The organism is Pannonibacter anstelovis, from assembly GCF_036881715.1.
GTDB classification, from domain to species: Bacteria; Pseudomonadota; Alphaproteobacteria; order Rhizobiales; family Stappiaceae; genus Pannonibacter; species Pannonibacter anstelovis.
Genome location: NZ_JBAKBF010000044.1, coordinates 1 through 244 on the forward strand (window position 1 = coordinate 1; position 244 = coordinate 244).

1 protein-coding gene is annotated in these 244 nt (G+C 45.1%); it reads left to right on the forward strand.

All coding sequences use genetic code 11. The features are described 5' to 3' along the window. On the forward strand, positions 1–197 hold a 197-nt coding region (locus V6L75_RS21040), incomplete at its 5' end, for a hypothetical protein (protein WP_334253410.1). Positions 198–244 lie beyond the last annotated feature (47 nt).

Consider the following 244-nt stretch of genomic DNA (forward strand, 5'->3'; position numbering starts at 1 on the left):
GGTTAAAGCGCCTCTTGCATCAGGCTCTTATTCCGTCGCTGAAAACAGTAAGCCGAAAACAACCCAGGCATTATTTAAAATATGAAGTATTATCGGTATCATTAGCCCACGGCTTCTCATTCGAACAACGCATAATATCGATGAAAATTCCCGCAGAGAACGTGATCTCGCCGCAAATGAAGATGGTCGATGGATGATGGTAGAGGTTAGTGAAGTAAGAAAAGATCCGGAGGCTGCTGCAGGC